Genomic DNA, 20,239 nt, shown 5'->3' on the forward strand with positions numbered 1-20,239 from the left:
TCTTATCGCTGTTCTGTTATTTTTTACATCTATACGTTTAGACGTCCAGATGTAAAAATGAAGGAAAAGACTCGCCTCGTCAACTGAAAAATTGTTGTGTGGCAGGAATAATTATCAGCCAACGTGAAAAAATTTCATGGATAAGTGATGATTTTTATACGCAGAAAGTGATGGAATACCACCTTCAGGCCAGCGGACCTGAATGGCGGTATGAAATAGCAAGGTTTAAAGCAGTTTTGCCAAGCGATTAATATCGGACTGAATAGCTCCGGCGGTAACATCCCGGCCAGCTCCTGGCCCACGAATTACCAAGGGATTATCCCGATACCAGCGGCTTTCAATAGCAAACACATTGTCACAGGGCAGCAGAGAAGCTAACGGATGTTCCTGGCGTACCGCTTCCACCCCAACCCGAGCTTTACCGTTGGCATCAAAACGGGCTACGTAGCGCAATACCAACCCCATCTCCTGCGCGGCTTCCAGGCGTTGCAACATTTGCTCATTCAGTGCGTCGCCGTTTTCGAAGAAATAGTCAACAGAACCAGATTCACAACCAACCGGAACCAGTGATTCAACCCGCACCTGTTCAGGCTCGATGTCATACCCGGCTTCACGCGCCAAAATAACCAATTTGCGCATGACATCCTGCCCCGAGAGGTCTACCCGTGGATCAGGCTCAGTTAGCCCCTGCTGCCAGGCCTGATCGACCAGATCGGTGAAAGGCACTGTGCCGTCAAATTGCAAAAACAACCAAGAGAGCGTTCCGGAAAAAATACCGCTGATCGCAAGGATCGAATCACCGCTGTCTCGCAAGTCTCGAACCGTATGGTTCACAGGCAAGCCTGCACCCACAGTTGCATTGTATAACCAGTGACGCCCCGTTTTCGCAAATGCATCGCGGATCAGGCGGAATTTATCGCTCGTACTGGCACCCGCAAGTTTATTTGCACTGATAACGTGGAAACCATGGCTGGCAAAATCCAGATACTGGTCAGCCAGTTGTTCACTGGCAGTGACATCCAGCACCACCAGGTCATCATACGGGTGTGCCCGCATCCACAAGAAAAGTGCTTCTTCATCCAGTTCTACGGCTTCATCGTTAAAGAAAGCCAGTGCCCGGCTGGCATCAAGCCCATCATAGCTCAACAAGCTACGGCGGCTGTCCACCACCCCAGCCAGAATAAATTCAAACCCTGTTCTGGCAGATAACGACTCCTGCTCCCGGGCAAATAACTCCAGCCAACGAGAACCAATATTGCCTTTGCCAAACAGTACCAAACCAATACGCTTCTCGGCGCGGAACAAAGACTGATGCAGCCCCTGAATCAGGTGTTCAGTTGGCCCACTACGAAGTACAGCAACCAGGCTGATACCTTCATCGGATTGCCAAATAAACTCTACCGGCTGGTCTTTTAGCTGCTGCCAGAAGCGGTGGCTGTGCAGAGGATTACGGCACACACCCGCACCCACCATCGCAACCAAAGCCAGACCTTCACGCAGCACCAATTCACCTTGTGGTGCAATATCCTGTAATTGCTGCCAGGCACTGTTCACCACTTCCGAGGTATAGCACATCTGCAACAGATGGCGGTCAGGATGCACACCAATAGCAAGAGGGCGAAGTTGAGCGCGTTTGAGCACCGTATCCACCTCTTTTTGTGCCTGGCGGAAATCTTGTTCTGGTGCCAACTGCAGCTCAATCAAACACACGTCGTCATGACTGGTCACAATACGTGCCCCAGTCCCCGAGGCTAATACGCGTTCAATACGCGTTGAGCCTTGCTCTGGGTTATAACTACAACGTAACTGCAGGTCGATATCACTGCCGGATACAGGCTGAAGTGTACGGGTATGCAGCACTGGTGCGGCAAGGCGGGCCAGTTCACTGGCTTCATCCAGGCGCAATAACGGTAGCAGGCAGGCGTCACTCACTTTACGCGGATCTGCGCTATAAACACCTGCCACATCACTCCAGATAGTTACGCGGGAAACCCCAGCCAACGCACCAATCTGCGTTGCAGAATAGTCAGAGCCATTGCGGCCCAACAACACAGTTTCGCCTGCGTTGTTGCGGCAAATAAAGCCAGTTACCACAATACGCTTGCCAGGATGCTGGACCAGAAGTTGTTGTAACAACGGATAAGACAGGCCTTCATTCACCTGAGGCTGTGCAGCACGTTCTGCCCGCATAAAATCGCGGGCGTCCAGCCAGGCGGCTTCCATCCCTTGCAGCCTGAGGACTTCAGACATCAACCGGGCTGACCATACTTCACCATGCCCGACTACCTCAGCATAAATTGCATCGGTGATTGTGCTGTCCAGCAATACCGCCAGGCGCTCCAGGTCATGAATAAAATCGGCAATCAGCCCATCAGCAATCTCAGCAGGCAATAACCCACTAATCAGTTCGGTCTGATAGCGGCGCAGCGCTTGTTGTACCTGGTGAGCAGAGAGCCGATCAGTCTGGCTCAGTTTCAACCAGCTAATCAGTTGGTTGGTTGTGCTGCCAGCTGCAGACACCACCACGAGATCGCCAGGGCAGGAATACTCTTCCAAAATTGTGGCCACCCGCAGGTAGCACTTAACATTGGCAAGACTGCTCCCGCCAAACTTATGTAACTGGCGGCCTGCGCCCCCTGCTGGTGCAGTAACACTCATACTTACCCCTCAGATGCAGCCCGGAATCCATTTTCCAGGTCAGCAATTAGATCGTCACCATCTTCTATTCCGGTTGAGATACGTAGCAACGTCTCAGAAATACCGGCAGCCGCACGCGCTTCTGCTGACATTCCGGCGTGGGTCATCGTCGCGGCATGGGAAATTAAGCTTTCAACCCCACCTAAAGATTCCGCCAGTGTAAAGAGAGAGAGCCCTTTGAGGAAGCGGCGTAATGTTTGTTCGTCACCATCCAGTTCAAAACTGAGCATCGCCCCAAACCCTTTTTGCTGGCGTACTGCAATATCATGCCCTGGATTTTCAGGAAGTGATGGGTGGTAAAGGCGCTTAACCAGGGGCTGTTTTTTCAGATAGTCCACAATGGCAAGTGCATTGCGTTGGGCAAGTTCAACCCGCGGAGCCAGAGTTCGAATCCCACGTAGCAGCAGGTAGCTGTCAAAAGCGCTTCCCGTTACCCCAATATTGTTTGCCCACCAGGCAAGCTCTGTCGCCATATCGGCATCTTTGGCAATCACTGCGCCCGCCACAACATCGGAATGCCCGTTGAGATATTTGGTGCAGGAATGAACCACCAGGTCCGCGCCCAAAGCCAGTGGGTTTTGCAGTGCCGGGCTCAGGAACGTGTTATCAACAACAGTGATTGCACCAGCAGCTTTTGCCGCCTGGCAAATTTTCGCGATATCCACGACACGCAATAAAGGGTTGCTCGGGCTTTCTATCAGCACCAGTTTGGGTTTCTGTGCCAGAGCCGATTCCAGTGCCGAATCATCATTCTGGTCAACAAACTGTACACGGTAGCAACCGCGTTTCGCCATGCTGTCAAATAACCGGTAGCTGCCGCCATAACAATCGTGAGGCGCAACTAACAAATCACCGGGATTCAGGAAAATAGCCGTCAGCAAATGAATGGCCGACATGCCAGTATTCGTCATCACTGCACCCGCACCGCCTTCCAGTTCAGCCAGCGTACGCTGGACAACATCACGCGTTGGGTTGCCACGGCGGGAATAGTCATGCTCGCGTGGTGAATTGAAATCAGTGAAGTTATAAGTTGTAGAGAGATGAATCGGCGGCACAACACAGCCGTATTGTTCATCATTGTTTAATCCGCTACGTACAGCAATTGTGGCTTGTTTGCGTGTCATGGTGAGTATCCCTGGCTGACACCTGAACCGGCAGGCGCGTAATACAGTAATCAGAAGACAGCCAACAGAGTAAACAGAGTTAACATAGACGTCAATACATCTGGACATCTAAACTTCTTTGCGTATAGATTGAGCAGAGCGCCAATAACCGTTAAACTTATACGCTTAAGATCCGCAACACAGCAACGCTGTCTAAAAATGTGCGAATCTGTGTACGGTAAAAATTTACTTTAATGGTCAGTTCCCGCAAAGGGTTTGGCCTTTTTTAATGACTGAGAGGACTAAAGGTATCTCATGGCTGAATGGAGCGGCGAATATATCAGCCCATACGCTGAGCACGGTAAGAAGAGTGAACAAGTAAAGAAAATTACGGTTTCCATTCCTCTGAAAGTGTTGAAGATCCTCACTGACGAACGTACTCGTCGCCAGGTAAATAACCTGCGCCACGCAACGAACAGTGAATTGCTGTGTGAAGCATTTCTCCACGCATTTACCGGGCAGCCGTTACCAAACGACGATGACCTGCGTAAAGAGCGAAGTGATGAAATTCCGGAACATGCAAAAGTGATTATGCGTGAGCTGGGCATAGATCCGGATACATGGGAATATTAATCCGGTGCAGCGTTATCAGTAGATAACAGATGCAAAAAAGGCGCCGAAAGGCGCCTTTTTTGTGGCAAGCAGAATCTTACTTGCTGCCCGGAATGCTGAAACGTTTGTTGAAACGTTCAACACGACCACCGGTATCAACAACACGTTGTTTACCAGTGAAGAACGGGTGGCATTTACCACATACGTCCAGGCTCAGGTCGTGACCCACGGTAGAATGGGTTTTGATAACATTACCGCAAGAACAAGTTGCAGTAATTTCTACATAATTCGGGTGAATATCTTTTTTCATGGAAAACCTCAGGTCTAAGGCCGCGTCGCTCTTCCAGCCCTAACGCCAGACACCACGCGAAGTTGATAATAATGGTTTTGAGTGCGAAATTGCACATCAAAGGCGGCGAATCATACAGAAATTAACCAGCGTATGCAAACTGATCCGCACACAATCGCAGTCACAGTGTACACTAGACTGCCTTTTTTTGCTTTGGAAGCGCTGATGCCCGTTGCCCACGTTGCTTTGCCCGTTCCGTTGAACCGCACTTTTGACTATGCCGTACCCGAAAATATGGTGCTGGCTGCAGGTTGCCGCGTCACCGTGCCTTTCGGAACGCAGAAACGTACAGGTATTGTGGTCAGCGTTGATGACAACAGCGAACTTCCTCTGGCAGACCTGAAAACCGTGCTGGAAGCACTGGATAGCACACCGCTTTACTCAGCATCTTTATGGCGTTTACTCCAGTGGGCCGCTAACTACTATCACCACCCGATTGGTGAAGTGCTGTTTCATGCCCTGCCCATTCCGTTACGTCAGGGTAAACCCGCGTTGCTGTCACCTCAAAGTTACTGGTTTGCGACCGAGCAAGGTATGGCAACTGACCTGAATGGGTTAAAACGTGCGCCAAAGCAACAGCAAGCGCTGGCGGCTCTTCGCCAGGGCCCGGTGCTGCGCCAGCAGGCTACTGAACTCGACCTGAACGATTCAGCCCTCCAGTCATTGCGCCGTAAAGGTCTGTGTGATATTCGCCAGGAAGAGCCTGAGAGTTCTCCCTGGCAAAATACATTCACGCTTGCTCAGGAGCGCCTGCGGTTGAATACTGAGCAGGCGATGGCTGTTGGTGCGATTCACAGTGAGGATGACCATTTTACCGCCTGGTTGCTGGCGGGTATTACTGGATCAGGGAAAACGGAAGTCTACCTGAGTGTGCTGGAAAATGTGTTGGCACGAGGTAAGCAAGCGCTGGTACTGGTACCGGAAATAGGGCTAACACCACAGACTATCGCACGCTTTCGTGAACGCTTTAATGCACCAGTGGATGTTCTACATTCAGGGCTGAATGACAGTGAACGATTAGCCACCTGGATCAAAGCCAGCCGGGGCGACTCAGCTATTGTGATTGGTACACGCTCCGCATTGTTTACCCCGTTTCGCAACCTGGGCGTTATTGTCATCGATGAAGAACACGACAGCTCTTATAAGCAACAGGAAGGTTGGCGCTACCATGCACGCGACCTTGCAGTATGGCGTGCTCACAGTGAAGATATTCCCATTGTTCTTGGGTCTGCCACGCCTTCGCTGGAAACGTTGTACAACGTTCAACAACGCAAATATCGCCAACTGAAGCTTACCCGGCGAGCTGGCAATGCGCGGCCCGCAACGCAGCATGTTCTGGACTTGAAAGGGCAGTCGCTTCAGGCTGGGTTATCTCCTGCGCTAATTAACCGTATGCGTCAGCATCTGGACGCAGATAATCAAGTGATTTTATTCCTGAACCGCCGTGGGTATGCACCCGCGTTACTGTGCCACGATTGTGGCTGGATTGCCGAGTGCCAGAGATGTGATCACTACTACACAGTTCATCAACGTCAACGACACTTGCGCTGCCACCATTGCGACAGCCAACGGCCCATTCCCCATCAATGCCCGTCATGTGGTTCAACCCACCTGGTACCCGTCGGCACGGGCACAGAACAACTGGAAGAAAGCCTTGCTCCTTTTTTTCCTTCAGTGCCCATTTCCCGTATTGACCGCGATACCACCAGCCGTAAAGGTGCGCTGGAGAAACACCTTGAAGCGGTTCATCGGGGAGGGAAAAGAATCCTGATTGGTACACAAATGCTGGCTAAAGGGCATCATTTTCCCGATGTCACCCTGGTCGCATTATTGGATGTCGATGGCGCGTTATTCTCTGCTGATTTCCGTGCCGCAGAACGCTTCGCACAGCTATACACTCAGGTATCCGGGCGCGCCGGGCGAGCGGGGAAACAGGGCGAAGTTATTTTACAAACTCACCATCCCGATCACCCTTTACTGCAAATTTTGCTCGCAAAAGGCTATGACGCTTTTGCCAGCCAGGCATTGGCTGAACGGCAAAAAGTCATGCTGCCTCCATGGAGTAGCCACGTGCTTATTCGCGCAGAAGATCACGACAACCAACAAGCCGCTGTCTTTTTGCAACAGTTGCGGAATCTGATTCAGGCAAGCCCGGCCGCAGACCAACAGCTTTGGTTGCTCGGCCCGGTTCCTGCCCTGCAACCCAAACGTGGTGGGCGATTCCGCTGGCAGCTATTGCTACAACACCCTTCTCGCACCCGCCTTCAGCAAGTATTAGCTACTGCATTGGTTCTGGTTAACACCCTGCCCGGAGCGAAAAAAGTTAAATGGATGCTGGATGTAGACCCAATTGAAGGCTAATTAGCCAGAAGAATGCGAGGAAACTCGGAAAAACAATACAGATCACACTTCGGATGAAAGAGTTGTAACAACTTGCTGCGATTATCTGATAAAAATGTGAACAGCATCAGACAAAAGGCATCATTTGCGGTTTCGGACGAGGAGAGCACGTTGAAGGCGAACAAAAAGGTCGTGGCGCCCACGATGAAAGATGTGGCAGAAAAGGCAGAAGTGTCCACAGCAACAGTCTCTCGCGCATTAATGAACCCGGAGAAAGTTTCGCAGGCAACACGCCACCGGGTTGAGCAGGCCGCTGTTGAGCTGGGTTATCTGCCACATACTCTGAACCGCAATGCCAAACGCAACGACTCTTGCACCCTTCTGGTCATCGTTCCCGATATTTGCGACCCCTTTTTCAGTGAAATTCTGCGCGGTATTGAAACCACAGCAGCCAAACATGGCTATCTGGTGTTGATTGGTGACTGTGCTCACCAAAACCAGCAAGAAAAGAACTTTATTGATCTCATCATCAGTAAACAAATCGACGGCATGCTACTTCTTGGCTCTCAACTTCCTTTTGATGCCAGCCGCGAAGAACAACGCAACCTGCCGCCAATGGTGATGGCGAACGAATTCGCTCCAGAGCTTGAATTACCAACGGTGCATATCGATAACCTGACCGCGGCCTTTAATGCCGTCGCATGGTTACTGCAGCAAGGCCATACGCATATTGCCTGTATTGCAGGCCCCGAAGAAATGCCGCTCTCGCACTATCGCTTACAAGGTTATATTCAGGCCTTGAGGCGCAATGGCATTACTGTAGACTCAAACTATATTGTGCGCGGCGATTTTAGCTACGAAGCGGGCGCAAATGCCCTGCAACAATTACATCGTTTGCCTGTACCGCCTACGGCCGTGTTTTGCCACAGCGATGTTATGGCGTTAGGTGCGCTGTCATGGGCAAAACGCCACGGTCTGCGGGTACCACAAGACCTTTCGATTATGGGGTTCGATGATATTGCATTGTCTCGCTTTTGCGACCCGCCGCTCACCACCATGGCCCAGCCTCGCTTCAAAATTGGCGAGGAAGCCATGTTGCTACTTTTGGAACAACTGAATGGGAATACCATCAGCCCCGGCTCCCGTTTGCTTGATTGCGACCTGGTTATCCGGGAATCGGCTGGCCCAGTAAAAAAAGGGATTTAACGCTTTCGGAATCCTTAATCTGGTCAAACACCCGCCCCTTAAGTAACATGGCGGGCTGATAAATACGATATTCACAGCGAAACGATAGTGGCACAACGAGATTACGTACGTCGTGGGCAATCGACACCAGCACGGCGGAAAAAAGGGAATTCCCGCAAAAAACAGACTCAGGGGTCTGCGCTCTCTCCAGTGATGGTTGCCGTTGCGGCCGCTGTTCTGGTGGCTTTTGTTGGCGGGCTTTACTTTATTACCCATCATAAAAAAGAAGAAAGTGAGGCTCGAAGCGGGCAAAGCATTCCTGGCAATGGTCTGCCGCCAAAGCCTGAAGAGCGGTGGCGCTACATTAAAGAGTTGGAAAATCGCCAGCCCGGCATTCGCACGCCCACAGAACCTTCTTCAGGTGGGGAAATCAAAAATGCCGATCAGCTAACCAATGAACAACGCCAGTTACTGGAACAAATGCAGGCAGATATGCGCCAGCAACCCACACCGCTGAGCGAAGTTCCCTGGAATGAGCAAACGCCAGAGCAACGCCAGCAAACATTGCAACGCCAACGCCAGGCAGCAGCGCAACAGCAGTCTCAGCCTTCGGGTACATCATCACGCTCATCGAATACGCAGTCTCAACAGCAAGCAACGCGTAATACGCAAACTTACACACACTCTTCCCCTGTTCGTGCGCCCACATCAGCTTCACCTTATGAAGACCTGATGCAAACACCTGCGCATACATCCCAACGGGAACAGACGCGGAGTACCACTGCGAGCCGTGCCGAACAGCCTGCACCTGTCACACAAGTACAGGAACCGGCCAAAACTGCCGAGAAAAAAGATGAACGGCGCTGGATTATCCAATGTGGCTCATTCCGCGGGGCAGATCAGGCTGAAACTGTACGTGCGCAGTTAGCATTTGAGGGTTTTTCTTCACATATTACCGTGAATAATGGCTGGAACCGGGTGGTCATTGGCCCGTTAAAAGGGAAAGAGAATGCCGACTCAACGATCAGCCGGTTGAAGGTTTCAGGTCACGCAAACTGTATCCGTATCGCATCAGGGGGTTGAAACCCCCAATTTTCCCCCCATCTATAATTTCATTCTCTTCCGGGCGCGATTTTGGTGAGCTGTAGTACAGGCAGCAAATAGCACAGACAAATCATGCCCGGAGTACCCTCATTCAGCTATCCACAAGGGGTCTGCTCGTGACAACAATAGTAAGTGTACGCCGCAACGGCCATGTAGTAATCGGTGGCGATGGCCAGGCCACGTTGGGCAATACCGTAATGAAAGGTAACGTCAAAAAAGTGCGTCGCCTCTACAATGATAAAGTCATTGCCGGTTTTGCAGGCGGAACAGCAGATGCGTTTACCTTGTTTGAACTGTTCGAACGTAAACTGGAAATGCACCAGGGGCACCTGGTTAAAGCCGCAGTTGAGCTGGCTAAAGACTGGCGTACTGACCGCATGTTGCGCCGGCTGGAAGCATTGCTGGCTGTCGCCGATGAAAATGCATCACTTATCATTAGTGGTAATGGCGACGTTATCCAGCCCGAAAATGACCTGATTGCGATTGGCTCTGGTGGCCCTTATGCTCAGGCAGCTGCTCGTGCATTACTGGAAAACACCGAGTTAGGTGCACGCGATATTGTCGAAAAAGCGTTGGGTATTGCAGGTGATATCTGTATTTATACCAACAGTTTCCAGACCATCGAAGAATTACCGTCAAAAGTTTAAGGACTGCCCATGTCTGAAATGACCCCACGCGAAATTGTCAGTGAACTCGACAAACACATTATTGGCCAGGACGCAGCGAAGCGTTCTGTCGCTATTGCGCTGCGTAATCGCTGGCGCCGTATGCAGCTTGATGAAGAGCTGCGCCATGAAGTAACACCCAAAAATATCCTGATGATCGGGCCAACTGGTGTTGGTAAAACTGAAATAGCCCGTCGCCTGGCGAAGCTGGCTAATGCACCGTTCATCAAAGTAGAAGCAACCAAATTCACCGAAGTGGGTTATGTGGGTAAAGAAGTGGATTCTATTATTCGCGACTTAACCGATTCTGCCATTAAAATGGTGCGCATGCAGTCCATTGAAAAAAACCGTTATCGCGCAGAAGAAATGGCCGAAGAACGGATTCTGGATGCACTGATCCCACCAGCCAAAAATAACTGGGGCCAGTCAGAGTCTGCCCAGGAACCCTCTGCTGCACGTCAGGCATTTCGCAAAAAACTGCGTGAAGGCCAGTTGGACGATAAAGAAATCGAAATCAACCTCGCGGCTGCACCAATGGGTGTGGAAATCATGGCACCGCCAGGTATGGAAGAAATGACCAGCCAGCTTCAGTCTATGTTCCAGAACCTGGGTGGGCAGAAACAAAAGCCGCGTAAGCTGAAAATCAAAGACGCGATGAAGCTTTTGGTGGAAGAAGAAGCTGCAAAACTGGTTAACCCGGAAGAGCTGAAGCAAGATGCAATTGATGCAGTAGAACAACATGGCATCGTGTTTATCGATGAGATCGATAAAATTTGTAAGCGTGGTAATGCTTCTGGTCCGGATGTCTCTCGTGAAGGCGTACAACGCGATTTGCTGCCTCTGGTTGAAGGCTGTACGGTATCCACGAAACATGGGATGGTGAAAACAGACCATATCCTGTTTATTGCTTCTGGTGCATTCCAGGTTGCCAGCCCATCAGATCTTATCCCTGAACTACAAGGCCGTTTGCCTATCCGCGTAGAACTACAGGCGCTGACCACTGAGGATTTTGAACGGATCCTGACCGAACCGAACGCCTCTGTCACTGTGCAGTACAAAGCACTGATGGCAACTGAAGGGGTTAATATCACCTTCACTGACGACGGCATTCGCCGTATTGCTCAGGCTGCATGGCAGGTCAATGAAACTACCGAAAACATTGGTGCCCGTCGTTTACACACCGTACTGGAACGTCTGATGGAAGATATTTCGTTTGATGCCAGTGAAATTGGCGGTGAGACAATTACTATTGATGCCGCCTATGTCAGCAAACACCTTGATGAACTGGTGGCAGACGAAGACCTGAGCCGGTTTATTTTGTAATCGCCAGGCACCCGCGGGTATCACGACACCAATGGGTAACACAGTTTCAGGTTAGGCCATGTACCGTGTACAATTCGGTTCCGAGCCTAATCCTGTTCATTTCAATGGGGGCATCGCGCCCCCATTTTTATTGTTGGCGATAAAACATGACTGATGCCCAACCTGTGAGTGTTGCCCGCGCGTGGTTTGAAAGCCTGCGCCCTCGTACACTACCCCTGGCGTTTATTTCTATTGTTGTTGGTAGCGTTTTGGCCTGGTGGCAACACACTTTTAACCCGCTTATTGCCGCACTGGCTTTGTTAACAGCAGGGCTATTACAAATTCTTTCAAATTTGGCCAATGATTATGGTGATGCACTCAAAGGGAGTGATAAACCAGACCGTATTGGGCCGTTGAGGGGGATGCAAAAAGGCCTGATCAGTGTGTCACAAATGAAAGTCGCCCTGATTATTACCGTTACACTAACCTGCCTGTCTGGCCTGGCACTGGTGCTGGTCGCCTGCCATACCCTGTCTGATTTGTTTGGTTTTCTCTTGTTGGGTGTACTGGCTATTATCGCAGCGATTACGTATACCGTTGGCAATAAACCTTATGGCTATATGGGGCTGGGTGATATCTCAGTACTGATTTTCTTTGGCTGGCTCAGTGTGGTAGGTGCCTGGTATTTGCAAACTCATCAACTGGCGGTCTCTATCTTTGTTCCCGCTACTGCAACCGGGCTGTTAGCAACAGCGGTTCTGAATATCAATAACCTGCGCGATTTAGACAGCGACAGGGAAAATGGTAAAAACACGTTTGCTGTGCGCCTTGGGCCGCATAACGCCCGTCGTTACCACGTCATATTGCTGGCTGGCGCACTGTTATGTTTTGCCCTGTTCAACTTACTCTGGCTGAAGCAGATATGGGGATGGTTGTTTGTTCTTTCTGCTCCGCTACTGGTGCGCCAGTGCTGTTATATCCTGCGCGAAACCAACCCGGTAGCCATACGCCCGATGCTTGAGAAAACAGTGAAAGCCGCCTTACTGACTAATGTTTTGTTTATTGCGGGTATCATCATCAGCCAATGGGGCGGATAACTGATTCACATCAACGCATCCTGCGGTTTTTTTAATGGCAATATTCAGGCGGCCGAAAATTACGCATTACAGCAGGACACGGCCAGACATTAAGCGATATACTGAAAACTACCAGCAGCAACTAAGTGTTAATCCTATGAAATACGATACTTCAGAGTTGTGCGATATCTACCACGAGGATGTTAATGTCGTCGAACCGTTGTTTTCTAACTTCGGTGGGCGCAGCTCATTTGGTGGTCAGGTAATCACAGTTAAATGTTTCGAGGACAACGGGTTGCTGTATGAGCTTCTCGAAGAAAATGGCCGTGGGCGCATTTTGGTCGTCGATGGTGGTGGCTCGGTACGACGTGCACTGCTTGATGCTGACCTGGCTCGCCTGGCTATGCAAAATGAATGGGAAGGCATTGTTATCTATGGCGCAGTGCGCCAGGTGGATGACCTGGAAGAAATGGATATTGGCATCCAGGCTATCGCTGCCATTCCTGTAGGTGCGGCAGGGGAAGGTATAGGCGAGAGTGACATCCGGGTCAATTTTGGTGGTGTGACGTTTTTTTCAGGCGACCATTTATACGCAGACAACACAGGCATTATTCTTTCTGAAGAACCCTTGGATATCGAATAAACGCGCTATTGGGCGCAGATGTTGCTGCGCCCAAAGGCCTCGCCTGGAAAGATTAAACCTCTTCCATTTTTCCCAGCAGTGCCTGTAAACGCTCTTGCCAGACGCCCTGCTGTTCTTTCAGCTGGTTATTTTCCTGCTCCAGCGCTCCGCGATTTTCCTGTGCAAGTTGTACTTCCTGCGCCAGGTTGTTGTTCTTCTCTTTCAGCTCTTCGATTTCCATCTGCAACAGCGTGATGGTATCAATAGCCTGTTGTACTTTGGCTTCCAGTTTTTCAAACACTTCAAATGACATTGTCATACCTCTCCTGAATTACAAAGGCGCTGATGGATGACTATCCTGTCCCGCTTCGGCGACGCCTTAATGATATACGTTACATCACGCAAGACTTCGATTGTAAGAAGCCTGACAGCCCCTGTCCAGCGAGATACCGGGCTGTTTGCGGATTGCAACACTTTTCAGCATTTGCTGAACCTCACACGCACCCATTCAGCCAAATTGTTAATATATCCGTTAAAAAATTGAGGTATTTCTTATCGCGCCCATTACTCAGCTGACCCGACATTTTGGCCTCGGTAGCGCGAAAACGCTCATTTTCTTGACGACGCACACAAAAATAACTTTCGATATTTCTCGTTTTTGCTCGTTAACGATAAATTAACAGTATGTCTACACGACATGGCGGGTTATTGGCTTACCCGTACAAACAATAATCATTAATTTACCTTTAGGACCCGATTATGAGTCAAACTTCAACCTTAAAAGGTCAGTGCATCGCCGAATTTATTGGTACCGGGTTGTTGATTTTCTTCGGTGTTGGCTGTGTTGCCGCTTTAGTTGTCGCAGGCGCAACATTTGGCCAGTGGGAAATCAGTATCATCTGGGGTTTGGGAGTGGCTATGGCCATCTATCTGACCGCAGGCGTATCCGGCGCGCACCTCAACCCGGCAGTCACTCTCGCATTGTGGCTGTTTGCGAACTTCGAAGGGCGAAAAGTTGTGCCCTTTATCTGCTCACAGTTTCTCGGTGCCTTCTGCGCTGCAGCACTGGTTTACGGGCTTTATTACAACCTGTTTATTGATTACGAACTTACTCACCATATTGTTCGGGGAACACCAGAAAGCCTGCAACTGGCAGGTATTTTCTCTACTTACCCAAATCCCCATATCAACTTCTACCAGGCTTTTGCTGTTGAGATGGTAATTACCGCCATTCTTATGGGCGTGATTATGGCACTAACCGATGATGGTAATGGGATCCCGCGTGGCCCGCTCGCGCCACTGTTAATTGGCCTGCTGATTGCCGTTATTGGTGCTTCCATGGGGCCATTAACTGGCTTTGCGATGAACCCAGCTCGCGATCTGGGCCCGAAAACATTCGCCTGGCTGGCAGGCTGGGGAGAAATCGCTTTCACTGGCGGGCGTAACATTCCTTACTTCCTTGTTCCTACTTTCGGCCCTGTTACTGGTGCCATTCTGGGTGCATTTGGCTACCAGAAGTTAATCGCCCACCATTTACCTGGCAATAAACCTGTTGTAGAAACATCAAATTCATCATCGCCTGCGGTGGCACAACAAAAAGCCTCGCTGTAATTCGACTTAAGGACGCACATATATGACTACAGAGAAAAAATACATCGTCGCACTGGACCAGGGCACCACCAGTTCCCGGGCCGTGGTACTGGATCACGATGCTAACATCGTCAGTGTCTCCCAACGCGAATTTCAGCAAATCTACCCCAAACCGGGTTGGGTTGAACACGATCCTATGGAGATCTGGGCATCACAAAGCTCCACGTTGGTGGAAGTGCTTGCCAAAGCAGACATTCGTTCAGACCAGGTAGCAGGCATTGGGATTACCAACCAGCGTGAAACAGCTATTGTCTGGGAACGCGAAACCGGTAAACCTATTTACAACGCCATTGTCTGGCAATGCCGCCGCACCGCTGAGATTTGCGAACAACTTAAGCGCGATGGTATGGAAGAATACGTACGCCACACTACAGGTCTGGTCATCGATCCTTATTTCTCTGGCACCAAAGTGAAGTGGATTCTCGACCATGTTGAAGGTTCGCGGGAACGTGCACGCCGTGGGGAGTTGTTATTCGGTACTGTCGATACCTGGCTTATCTGGAAAATGACTCAGGGCCGGGTGCATGTCACCGATTATACCAACGCCTCCCGTACCATGCTGTTCAACATCCACAAGCTGGAATGGGATGACCGTATGCTGGAAGCGCTGGATATACCACGAGAAATGTTGCCACAAGTACGTAAATCATCTGAAGTGTACGGTAAAACCAACATTGGTGGGAAAGGTGGGACACGTATTCCTATTGCCGGGATTGCCGGTGACCAGCAAGCTGCACTGTTTGGGCAGTTGTGTGTAAAAGAAGGGATGGCAAAAAATACCTACGGCACTGGCTGTTTTATGCTGATGAACACGGGCACGCAGGCTGTAACATCCAGCCATGGGTTGCTGACCACTATAGCCTGCGGCCCAACAGGTGAAGTGAATTACGCATTAGAGGGCGCAGTATTTATGGGCGGGGCGTCCATTCAGTGGTTGAGAGATGAAATGAAACTCATCAGTGATGCCACAGACTCTGAATACTTTGCCACTAAAGTCAAAGACACCAATGGTGTCTATGTCGTACCGGCATTTACCGGGCTGGGGGCGCCATACTGGGACCCTTATGCACGTGGTGCTATTTTCGGTTTGACTCGCGGTGTCAATGCCAACCACATTATTCGTGCCACACTGGAATCCATCGCGTACCAAACACGCGACGTACTGGAAGCCATGCAAGCCGATGCCGGTGTAAGGCTCCACGCTCTGCGAGTCGATGGCGGTGCGGTTGCTAACAACTTCTTGATGCAATTTCAGTCGGATATTCTGGGGACACTGGTTGAACGCCCAGAGGTCCGGGAAGTCACCGCTCTGGGTTCCGCATACCTGGCGGGCCTGGCGGTGGGTTACTGGCAAAATCTGGACGAGCTGAAAGAAAAAGCGGTTATTGAGAAAGAGTTCCGTCCAGGAATTGAAACTACCGAACGGAATTACCGCTATGCAGGCTGGAAAAAAGCGGTTAAACGCGCACTCGCCTGGGAAGAGCATGAAGAGATGTAACTAACGGAAAAGCCACATGAAAATGTGGCTTTTTTATAAAGCAATCCCCATACAAAATAAAGGGATTTACCCCCTGTTTCCCCACTGTGCTACACTCCGTCGCAATTCTTCCGTTGTGGATTTGCTATGAAACGAGAACTTGCTATCGAATTTTCCCGTGTGACTGAAGCTGCTGCACTTGCAGGTTACAAGTGGCTGGGCCGGGGAGATAAAAATGCCGCAGATGGTGCAGCAGTGAATGCCATGCGCATCATGCTCAACCAGGTCGATATTGACGGGCAAATTGTTATTGGCGAAGGGGAAATTGATGAAGCCCCTATGCTGTATATCGGTGAAAAAGTGGGAACCGGTAAAGGTGATGCGGTTGATATTGCCGTTGACCCTATCGAAGGAACCAGAATGACCGCAATGGGCCAGGCCAATGCACTGGCTGTGCTGGCTGTGGGCGATAAAGACTGTTTTTTGAATGCGCCCGACATGTATATGGAAAAACTGATAGTTGGCCCGGACGCCAAAGGTGCTATCGATCTCAACCTGTCACTCAGCGAAAACTTGCGCAATATCGCTTATGCAATGGCAAAACCGTTGAGCGAACTCACCGTAACAATTCTGGCAAAACCCCGTCATGAAAAAGCCATTGAGGAAATGCAAAAGCTGGGTGTGCGTGTTTTCGCCATTCCTGATGGTGATGTCGCCGCCTCTATCCTGACTTGCATGCCTGATAGCGAAGTGGATGTTCTGTACGGAGTGGGTGGTGCGCCAGAGGGTGTTGTGTCTGCCGCTGTTATTCGGGCTTTGGATGGTGATATGCAAGGTCGGTTAGTCGCTCGTCATCATGTAAAAGGTGATACGCCAGAAAATCGCTCACTGGGTGAAAAAGAGCTTCAGCGCTGCCAGGAAATGGGTATTGAAGCGGGGAAAGTTCTGGCACTCAGTGAGATGGCAAAAAGCGACAATGTGATTTTCTCGGCCACCGGCATTACTAAAGGTGATTTGCTCGAGGGTATTTCCCGCAAAGGGAATATGGCCACAACAGAAACCCTGCTAATTCGGGGTAAATCACGCACAATTCGCCGTATCCAGTCCATTCACTACCTGGACCGCAAAGACTCAGGCGTACAAGTGTATATTGTGTAACCGTTTGTCTTCTTGAGCTTTCCAGCCCTTTTGGGCTGGAAATATTGCGTATACCTGGCGAAGATTAATTAAACATCATCACAGGAGTGCATTATGGCTGACTGGGTTACCGGCAACGTTATCCAAATCAATCACTGGACAGAAACACTGTTCAGCCTGACCTTAAAAGCCCCTGTTACGCCCTTCACTGCCGGGCAATTTGCCAAACTAAGCCTGGAAATTGATGGTGAACGCGTCCAGCGCGCTTATTCTTATGTCAACGCACCAGACAACCCAAATCTTGAATTTTATCTGGTGACGGTTCCTGACGGAAAACTAAGCCCACACCTGAGTGCACTGAAACCTGGTGACCCGGTACAAGTTACCGCATCCGCTGCAGGTTTTTTTGTGCTGGACGAGGTCCCAGATTGCCAAACATTATGGATGCTTGCTACGGGGACAGCTGTCGGACCTTATTTATCCATACTGCAACAAGGTGATGGTCTCGAGCGTTTCGAACATATCGTTCTGGTTCATGCCGTACGCCACGCAGCGGACTTAAGTTATCTACCATTAATGCTGTCACTTCAGCAACAACTGGGTGATAAGTTGCGTATTCAAACTGTAGTCAGCCGGGAAACTACTCCAGGAGCACTGACCGGGCGGATACCCGCATTGATAGAGAGCGGAGCATTAGAGGCAGCGACAGGGTTAACCCTATCTCCCGCAACCAGCCACGTGATGTTATGTGGTAACCCTGAGATGGTAAGAGATACACAGGCTTTGCTTAAAGAGAGCCGGGGAATGACAAAACATTTGCGCCGCCGCCCGGGGCATATGACGGCGGAGCATTATTGGTAATTAGCGGTATTTGACTTCCTGTGTTGCTTTACCGTATTTATTTTCACCCTGGGTGCCCAAGAATGCACCCAGGTCAAGCAACATCATCACCATAATCAATGTTGGAATAAAACGCCCTACAGCCCACACCCAAACGCCACCTAACATCCCCCAGTTACCTGCGAGCAACATCCAGGCAAGAATAATTAACAGTGCCCATGCACCTGACTTCCCACGGTCGTGCAACCGTTTCACCACAACAGCTGCAGTTGGCCAAAACAGGCAAACCAAGATAAATGCAGCCGTTTGCGTAGAGAGCATTTGATTACCGGCAAGCGTAAAAAGGAGTGACATAGACACTGCCCATGCGACAATCCAGACCCAGAAATCACGGCGGCCAATACGACCCCGAAAAGAAAACAACCAAAGCTGTATGGTCATAAACGTACCCTGTTTATCGTAATACAGATAGTTTACCCTGGGTGGCGCTGTTTTTGACAAGCGCGGCGGATCCCGTTTTAATCGTTTCACCAATCTCAGGGGAGTGAGAGTGAATGAAATACTTGTTAACCGCGCTGGCGGCGCTCACGTTAGTTACCTGTGCAGCCTATGGTAAAGCGGAACAAGGAGAACCCAGAGCACCTGTCGCTGCGTACCTGCTACCCGGCGCGCCAGCATTCGACATTTCTATTTCCGATTTCCGTGAACGCTTCAATCATGAGAACCCTTCATTACAACTCAATGAATTTCGCGCTATTGAGGTCAACGATCCGAAAGTGTTATTACTGCGTGCCGCAACAAAAATTAATGAGAATCTCTATGCATCGGCAGCACTTGAGCGGGCAACACTCAAAATCAAAAGCATCCAGATAACATGGTTACCGATTCAAGGGCCGGAACAGGCAAACGCACGGGCAAAAGCGATGGCCTGGATGAAAGCGCTAATTAATTATTTCAACCCCAACTATTCATCACAACAAAGTGCGGATCTATTCACAAAACTGCTGGCTGCAGGGAAAAACAAAAGCTATTACGCACAAACAGAGGGAGCATTACGCTATGTTGTGGCAGATGACGGGGAAAAAGGGCTAACTTTCGCTGTTGAACCGGTTAAGCTGGTGCTATCTGAAACGCTTGAAAACAGCAATCAATGATAAAAAGCAAAGCCTTTCGAGCTGTGAATCTCTATACTGTGTTACAGACCCGCTGCCAGTCACGGCAGCATTATTTTTACTTCTTACCACCTGGAGAATAAGATGCGACATCCATTAGTGATGGGTAACTGGAAACTCAATGGCAACACTCATATGGTTCACGAACTGGTGACTAACCTGCGTAAGGAATTATCCAGTGTTGTGGGTTGTGGTGTTGCGATTGCCCCTCCAATGATGTACCTCGATCTGGCAAAACAGACTGCGGCTGGCAGCCACATTCACTTGGGCGCGCAAAACGTTGACCTGAACCTGTCTGGTGCATTCACGGGCGAAACTTCCGCTGCAATGCTGAAAGATGTAGGTGCAAAATATATCATTATTGGTCACTCTGAGCGCCGCACCTACCATGCTGAATCCGATGAGCTCATCGCTAAAAAATTCGCTGTACTGAAAGAACAAGGCCTGATCCCGGTTCTGTGTATCGGTGAAACCGAAGCAGAAAACGAAGCCGGTAAAACAGAAGAAGTTTGTGCACGCCAGATTGATGCCGTACTGAACACTCTGGGCGCACAAGCGTTTGAAGGTGCAGTTATCGCTTACGAACCAGTATGGGCGATTGGTACTGGCAAGTCTGCCACCCCAGCACAAGCACAGGCTGTTCACAAATTCATTCGTGACCACATCGCAAAAGCTGATGCCGCTATCGCTGAACAAGTTATCATCCAGTACGGTGGCTCTGTGAACGCGGGCAACGCAGCTGAACTGTTTGGTCAGCCGGATATCGACGGTGCGTTGGTTGGCGGTGCTTCCCTGAAAGCAGATGCCTTCGCCACTATCGTTAAAGCCGCAGCAGAAGCGAAAAATGCCTGATAAGCATTAACCGCTCTGCGGTCAGCAAGCCCTGTAGCAGATACACTTACGTTGTG

19 protein-coding genes are annotated in these 20,239 nt (G+C 50.2%); 14 read left to right on the top strand and 5 right to left on the bottom strand.

Annotation, left to right across the window (positions count from 1 at the left end; translation table 11 throughout):
- Window positions 1-225: 225 nt before the first annotated feature.
- Window positions 226-2,658, bottom strand: a complete 2,433-nt coding sequence (locus LC084_RS20450; protein WP_226573503.1) for a bifunctional aspartate kinase/homoserine dehydrogenase II — start codon at window positions 2,656-2,658, stop codon at window positions 226-228.
- 2 nt (window positions 2,659-2,660) lie between these two features.
- Window positions 2,661-3,821, bottom strand: a complete 1,161-nt coding sequence (metB, locus tag LC084_RS20455; RefSeq protein WP_226573505.1) for a cystathionine gamma-synthase — start codon at window positions 3,819-3,821, stop codon at window positions 2,661-2,663.
- 294 nt (window positions 3,822-4,115) lie between these two features.
- On the opposite strand from metB, the gene metJ reads away from it, so the two are divergent.
- Window positions 4,116-4,433, top strand: a complete 318-nt coding sequence (gene metJ, locus LC084_RS20460) for a met regulon transcriptional regulator MetJ (RefSeq protein ID WP_226573507.1) — start codon at window positions 4,116-4,118, stop codon at window positions 4,431-4,433.
- 76 nt (window positions 4,434-4,509) lie between these two features.
- On the opposite strand, the gene rpmE is transcribed toward metJ, so the two are convergent.
- Complete coding sequence (rpmE, locus tag LC084_RS20465; RefSeq protein ID WP_226573510.1) at window positions 4,510-4,722, bottom strand: 50S ribosomal protein L31; 213 nt, start codon at window positions 4,720-4,722, stop codon at window positions 4,510-4,512.
- Window positions 4,723-4,926: 204 nt separating this feature from the next.
- Between rpmE and priA the strand changes: the two genes are divergently transcribed.
- From priA to rraA, 7 genes are all read left to right on the top strand, one after another.
- On the top strand, window positions 4,927-7,122 hold the full coding sequence (priA, locus tag LC084_RS20470; protein ID WP_226573514.1) for a primosomal protein N': 2,196 nt from the start codon (window positions 4,927-4,929) through the stop codon (window positions 7,120-7,122).
- Between the two features lie 150 nt (window positions 7,123-7,272).
- Entirely contained in the window at window positions 7,273-8,307 is a 1,035-nt protein-coding gene (cytR, locus tag LC084_RS20475) for a DNA-binding transcriptional regulator CytR (protein WP_226573516.1), read from the top strand.
- Window positions 8,308-8,394: 87 nt separating this feature from the next.
- A complete protein-coding gene (gene ftsN / locus LC084_RS20480) occupies window positions 8,395-9,369 on the top strand; it encodes a cell division protein FtsN (protein ID WP_226573518.1) in 975 nt (324 codons plus the stop codon).
- Window positions 9,370-9,506: 137 nt separating this feature from the next.
- Entirely contained in the window at window positions 9,507-10,037 is a 531-nt protein-coding gene (gene hslV / locus LC084_RS20485; RefSeq protein ID WP_036115842.1) for an ATP-dependent protease subunit HslV, read from the top strand.
- A 9-nt stretch (window positions 10,038-10,046) separates the two neighbouring features.
- The gene (gene hslU, locus LC084_RS20490) at window positions 10,047-11,378 is read left to right on the top strand and encodes an HslU--HslV peptidase ATPase subunit (RefSeq protein ID WP_226573520.1); all 1,332 of its coding nucleotides are present in this window, start codon (window positions 10,047-10,049) and stop codon (window positions 11,376-11,378) included.
- Window positions 11,379-11,524: 146 nt separating this feature from the next.
- Entirely contained in the window at window positions 11,525-12,454 is a 930-nt protein-coding gene (gene menA, locus LC084_RS20495; protein ID WP_226573521.1) for a 1,4-dihydroxy-2-naphthoate polyprenyltransferase, read from the top strand.
- A gap of 136 nt (window positions 12,455-12,590) precedes the next feature.
- Window positions 12,591-13,076, top strand: a complete 486-nt coding sequence (gene rraA / locus LC084_RS20500) for a ribonuclease E activity regulator RraA (RefSeq protein ID WP_226573523.1) — start codon at window positions 12,591-12,593, stop codon at window positions 13,074-13,076.
- A 52-nt stretch (window positions 13,077-13,128) separates the two neighbouring features.
- On the opposite strand, the gene zapB is transcribed toward rraA, so the two are convergent.
- Window positions 13,129-13,374 (bottom strand): septal ring assembly protein ZapB, encoded by a 246-nt coding sequence (gene zapB, locus LC084_RS20505; protein ID WP_110027361.1) that lies wholly within the window; start codon window positions 13,372-13,374, stop codon window positions 13,129-13,131.
- A gap of 440 nt (window positions 13,375-13,814) precedes the next feature.
- Here zapB and LC084_RS20510 point away from each other — a divergent pair, with 440 nt between their 5' ends.
- From LC084_RS20510 to fpr, 4 genes are all read left to right on the top strand, one after another.
- On the top strand, window positions 13,815-14,666 hold the full coding sequence (locus LC084_RS20510) for an MIP/aquaporin family protein (RefSeq protein WP_226573525.1): 852 nt from the start codon (window positions 13,815-13,817) through the stop codon (window positions 14,664-14,666).
- A gap of 22 nt (window positions 14,667-14,688) precedes the next feature.
- Complete coding sequence (gene glpK / locus LC084_RS20515; protein ID WP_226573527.1) at window positions 14,689-16,203, top strand: glycerol kinase GlpK; 1,515 nt, start codon at window positions 14,689-14,691, stop codon at window positions 16,201-16,203.
- A 126-nt stretch (window positions 16,204-16,329) separates the two neighbouring features.
- On the top strand, window positions 16,330-17,340 hold the full coding sequence (gene glpX / locus LC084_RS20520; RefSeq protein WP_226573530.1) for a class II fructose-bisphosphatase: 1,011 nt from the start codon (window positions 16,330-16,332) through the stop codon (window positions 17,338-17,340).
- A 93-nt stretch (window positions 17,341-17,433) separates the two neighbouring features.
- Complete coding sequence (gene fpr, locus LC084_RS20525; RefSeq protein ID WP_226573532.1) at window positions 17,434-18,180, top strand: ferredoxin--NADP(+) reductase; 747 nt, start codon at window positions 17,434-17,436, stop codon at window positions 18,178-18,180.
- Here fpr and LC084_RS20530 read toward each other — a convergent pair whose 3' ends face one another.
- Complete coding sequence (locus LC084_RS20530) at window positions 18,181-18,600, bottom strand: DUF805 domain-containing protein (RefSeq protein ID WP_226573534.1); 420 nt, start codon at window positions 18,598-18,600, stop codon at window positions 18,181-18,183.
- A gap of 113 nt (window positions 18,601-18,713) precedes the next feature.
- Here LC084_RS20530 and LC084_RS20535 point away from each other — a divergent pair, with 113 nt between their 5' ends.
- Both LC084_RS20535 and tpiA read left to right on the top strand, forming a co-directional pair.
- Window positions 18,714-19,313 carry a DUF1454 family protein gene (locus LC084_RS20535; protein ID WP_226573537.1) on the top strand — a complete coding sequence of 200 codons (600 nt, stop codon included), beginning with the start codon at window positions 18,714-18,716 and terminating at the stop codon, window positions 19,311-19,313.
- A gap of 102 nt (window positions 19,314-19,415) precedes the next feature.
- On the top strand, window positions 19,416-20,183 hold the full coding sequence (gene tpiA / locus LC084_RS20540) for a triose-phosphate isomerase (RefSeq protein WP_226573540.1): 768 nt from the start codon (window positions 19,416-19,418) through the stop codon (window positions 20,181-20,183).
- Window positions 20,184-20,239 lie beyond the last annotated feature (56 nt).

The sequence above is a fragment of the Mangrovibacter yixingensis genome, assembly GCF_020523985.1.
Taxonomy (GTDB): domain Bacteria; phylum Pseudomonadota; class Gammaproteobacteria; order Enterobacterales; family Enterobacteriaceae; genus Mangrovibacter; species Mangrovibacter yixingensis.